The 5,495-nt window shown below is 41.6% G+C and carries 1 protein-coding gene; it reads right to left on the reverse strand.

Annotated features, from left to right (window positions below; translation table 11 throughout):
- Nucleotides 1-5,495 (reverse strand): hypothetical protein (locus tag EO117_RS08900; protein ID WP_164727565.1); only part of this gene is annotated, 5,495 nt, incomplete at both ends.

Raw genomic sequence — 5,495 nt, forward strand, 5'->3', positions numbered from 1 at the left:
CCATTTAAACCATCTTGACCTGTTGGACCTTGTGCACCCATGCCAGCAGCAATCGTTCCCGAAGCAATACCAGATTTACCATCACGGCCATCAACACCACTTTTACCGATAGCGCTCTCAAGAGTAGCCACTTTATCAATAGCTGTACGTGTATTAGCATCTAAACCGATGTTCACAATACCGCCATCTTCTGTGGAAATAGCAATGCCAGTTTTTGTAGTGACTGTATTGGTTGTCGCTGCACCAGTACCAGTGGCATCGATTGTACCTGTACCAGATTTAAAGGTCAAACCAGTTGTTACCGCCACGGTTCTACCAGTCTCTGCATTGGCTTTGTAACCTAAGTTAGCATTTCCAGCTGCTGTTTGGTTTACCGTTTTAATCGCTTCATCTACATAATCTTTATTTACTGCATCTGTACCAACCCCTGGTTTAGCAATATTCGTTAATTTAGATCCACCAAAGTCTACGTCACCTTTAGTGCCAGCTGCACCTGGTTTTACTGTAATAACTGTATTGTCACCATTTTTAATGACTAGATCATTTGTGCCATTACCAGAGATACCTTTCATTTTGGTTAACGTATCTGCTAATTTCACTACTAGACCATTCGCATTTTCAGTACCATCTTTTTCCACACGGATGTTAACGCCTTCGGTTGTTGCTGTGGTTGTAGTTCCTGGACTAGCAGTTCCTGTAGTAGCCGTTGGTGCTGTTACTGGTGTGAAGTTAGCTCCACCTTTTACAGTTAAAGTAGTACCTAATGCACGTGTTACTTTTTCGTTATCATCGCCTATGAAAGTCAATGGATTTGTTTTCAAGCCTTCTACATCAGATGCATTAGCTTTTTGACCTAACGTAGTATTGATATTTGTAATATCTGTTTTTGTAGCTAAGCCGCTGATTTTGAACTCTTTACCAGTTGCTTCTGCCCCTGTACCATCTTCTTGTTTTATAGTCACAGTGCCATCTGCACCAACAGCATACGTGTCTGCTTTTACATGGAATTCTGCAGATTTATCTACTTTACCCGCTAAGGCTGTTACATCTGCTTTTTTAGCTAATTCAGTATGTAATTGACCACCATTGATAGCATCTTTAGAACCAGCTGCAATATTACCATCTGCGATATTACTTAATTTAGTCGTACCACCAGTTGTTGTACCATCTAGGTTCACTAAACGAGCTTGTACTGTTGTTACTTCCGCAGCATCAGCAGCTTTTGTACCATCAGCACCTACTTTGTCAGCTAAGTACCATTTACCATCTTTCGCTTTGACAACACGTTTACCGCTTTCATCTGTATACACCACAGTACCAGCTTCGCCGTTACGAAGTGCATTGATTTTTGTAGTTAGATCTTTACCGTTTAAGCCATCTTGACCTGTTGGGCCTTGTGCCCCCATGCCAGCATCAGTGCCTGTACCAGGTTTACCATCACGACCGTCAACACCACTTTTACCGATAGCGCTCTCAAGAGTAGCTACTTTATCAATAGCTGTACGCGTATTAGCATCTAAACCGATGTTCACAATACCACCATCTTCTGTAGAAATAGCAATGCCAGTTTTTGTAATGGCTGCATTGGTTGTCGTTGCATCAGTGCCAGTGGCATCGATTGTACCTGTACCAGATTTGAAGGTCAAGCCAGTTGTTACCGCCACTGTTCTACCAGTTTCTGTATTGGCTTTGTAACCCAAATTAGCATTGCCCGCTGCAACGTTATTTACGTTTTGAATGGCAGTATCTAAATAGCCTTTATTAACAAGATCATTAGATTCTGTAGGTGTTGCACTGCTCACGAGTTTAGAAGTGCCGAAGTCGATTTTTCCAACCTGTGCTGCTTTTGTTACTGTACCGTCAGCACTTGTTTCCTCTGCTGTTGTTGGTGTAATCGTAATGGATTGGTCTCCATTTTTGATAATCAATGAATCCTTGCCATTACCAGAGATACCTTTCATATTTGTTAAGGTATCTGCTAAGCTCACAGTTAAACCGTTTATAGGGTCGGATGCTACTTGGATGTTTACTCCTGGTGTTGCAGTTGCTGCTGGTGTGAAGTTTGCTGCACCTTTTACAGCTAACGTTTCTCCTAATTTACGAGTCGCATTAGTTCCAGTATCCCCACTGAAAGTAAGCGGTTTTTCTGCCAACGTATTCAAGTCAGACGCATTAGCTTTATTGTTTAAAGCAGTATTGATCGCTGTAATCTCTGATTTATCAGCTTTTTCAGCTAATTTACTATGTAATTGACCACCATTGATAGCATCTGTAGAACCAGCTGCAATATTACCATCTGCGATATTGCTTAATTTAGTCGTACCACCAGTTGTTGTACCATCTGGGTTCACTAAACGAGCTTGTGGCGTTGTCACTGGTTTTGGTGCATCTGCTGTGCCTGCTTCCGCTGCTGTTTTTACAGTGCCGTCAGCTTTCACATCATCTGCTTTGTAGTATTTACCATCGTTAGCTTTCACTAAACGTTTACCATTTTCGTCAGTATACACCACAGTACCAGCTTCGCCATTACGTAATGCATTCACTTTAGATGTTAAGTCTTTACCATTCAAGCCATCTTGACCTGTTAAACCTTTATCCCCTGCTGTTGCATCAGTTGCTTTTGGATCTTTACCAGTGCCTGCTTTACCATCACGACCATCAACACCACTTTTACCGATAGCGCTCTCAAGAGTAGCCACTTTATCAATAGCTGTACGCGTATTAGCATCTAAACCGATGTTAACAATACCGCCCTCTTCTGTGGAAATAGCAATGCCAGTTTTTGTAGTGGCTGTATTGGTTGTCGCTGCACCAGTACCAGTGGCATCGATTGTACCTGTACCAGATTTGAAGGTCAAGCCAGTTGTTACCGCCACGGTTCTACCAGTCTCTGTATTGGCTTTATAACCTAAATTAGCATTTTGGTTCACTGTATTAGTTAAATTCGTAATGTTAGACGTATTTTGGTTGACCGTATTCGTCAAATTAGTAACATTTGTATTCGTAGCATCTAACTGTTTACCTGTTACCGCATCTGTAGAGGTAGTATTTAATGCCCCGTCTTTCAAACCAGTCAATTTCACATTATTCACAGAGATATTGGCTTCTGTTGTTGTGCCATCCGTTGTTTTCTTAGGGGTAAACGTCATTTTGGCAACATCAGCGTCCGCGCCACCAGAAGAAATAGTAAATCCATCCTTACCAGTAATACCTGTCATGCCTGTTAAGGTATCTGCTAAGTGTACTGTTAATCCATCGGTCGCATCAGATTTAACTTGGATATTCTTATCTGTTGCTCCTGGAGTGAAATTGTCTCCACCTTTCACAGCTAATGTACTATCTAATTTACGTACTGCATTAGTACCAGTATCACCTGTGAAAGTGATAGCTTTGCCTACAGTTGTTTTTAAGGTAGCAATATCTCCTGTATTCGTTGCTATATTGGTCGTATTAGTCGCTACAGCTTCTTTAACTGTATGTAATTGACCACCATTGATAGCATCTGTAGAACCAGCTGCAATATTACCGTCTGCGATGTTGCTTAACTTAGTCGTACCACCAGTTGTTGTACCATCTGGGTTTACTAAACGAGCTTGTGGAGTTGTCACTGGTTTTGGCGCATCTGCTGTGCCTGCTTCCGCTGCTGTTTTTACAGTGCCGTCAGCTTTCACATCATCTGCTTTGTAGTATTTACCATCGTTTGCTTTCACTAAACGTTTACCATTTTCGTCAGTGTACACCACAGTACCAGCTTCACCGTTACGAAGTGCATTGACTTTTGTAGTTAGGTCTTTACCGTTTAAGCCATCTTCTTTTGTTAAGCCGTCTTTGCCCATACCAGCATCAGTGCCTGTACCAGGTTTGCCATCACGGCCGTCTACACCGTTAGCACCGACTGTTTCAGCAATTGTATTTACTTTGTCTAATTTTGTTTTCGCATCATCAGACAAGCCAATGATTACTTTACCATTATCTCCCGCTACGATGTTTAAACCAGATTTAGCAGATTCTGCAGTAGCTGTTGTACCATCTCCTTGAACAAAATCTAGGCCTGTTGTTACTGCTACCGATTTTGCAGTTCCGCTATTGGCTTTATAACCTAGGTTAGCATTTCCAGCTGCAACTTTATTTACATTTTGAATGGCCGTTTCTAAATAACCTTTATTAACAAGGTCGTTCGCTTCTGTAGGTGTCGCGCTACTTGTGATTTTAGAGTTGCCAAAATCTACTTTACCAACTTGTGCTGCTTTCGTTACTGTGCCATCAGGACTTGTTTCCTCTGCTGTTGTTGGTGTAATCGTAATGGATTGGTCTCCATTTTTGATAATCAATGAATCCTTGCTATTACCAGAGATACCTTTCATATTTGTTAAGGTATCTGCTAAGCTCACAGTTAAACCGTTTATAGGGTCGGATGCTACTTGGATGTTTACTCCTGGTGTTGCAGTTGCTGCTGGTGTGAAGTTTGCTGCACCTTTTACAGCTAACGTTTCTCCTAATTTACGAGTCGCATTAGTTCCAGTATCCCCACTGAAAGTAAGCGGTTTTTCTGCCAACGTATTCAAGTCAGACGCATTAGCTTTATTGTTTAAAGCAGTATTGATCGCTGTAATCTCTGATTTATCAGCTTTTTCAGCTAATTTACTATGTAATTGACCACCATTGATGGCATCTGTAGAACCATCTGCAATGTTGCCATCTGCAATGTTGCTTAATTTAGTCGTACCACCAGTTGTTGTACCATCTGGGTTCACTAAACGAGCTTGTACATCAGTGGCCGCTGCTGGTTTAGTGCCTCCCGCTGGAGTAATCACATTACCATCTTTGTCAACTTGATCTGCTTTATAGTAGTTACCATCGTTAGCTTTCACTAAACGGTTGCCTTCTGCATCTGTATACACCACAGTACCAGCTTCGCCATTACGTAATGCATTCACTTTAGATGTTAAGTCTTTACCATTCAAGCCATCTTGACCTGTTAAACCTTTATCCCCTGCTGTTGCATCAGTTGCTTTTGGATCTTTACCAGTGCCTGCTTTACCATCACGACCATCAACACCACTTTTACCGATAGCGCTCTCAAGAGTAGCTACTTTATCAATAGCTGTACGCGTATTAGCATCTAAACCGATGTTAACAATACCGCCCTCTTCTGTGGAAATAGCAATACCAGTTTTTGTAGTGGCTGCATTGGTTGTCATTGCATCAGTGCCAGTAGCATCGATTGTACCTGTACCAGATTTAAAGGTCAAACCAGTTGTTACCGCCACGGTTCTACCAGTCTCTGCATTGGCTTTGTAACCTAAGTTAGCATTTCCAGCTGCTGTTTGGTTTACCGTTTTAATCGCTTCATCTACATAATCTTTATTTACTGCATCTGTACCAACCCCTGGTTTAGCAATATTCGTTAATTTGGATCCACCGAAGTCTACGTCACCTTTAGTGCCAGTAGCTCCTGCTTTTACTGTGATAACTGTATTATCACCATTTTTAAT

It is taken from the genome of Veillonella sp. VA142, from assembly GCF_003992135.1.
GTDB lineage: Bacteria > Bacillota > Negativicutes > Veillonellales > Veillonellaceae > F0422.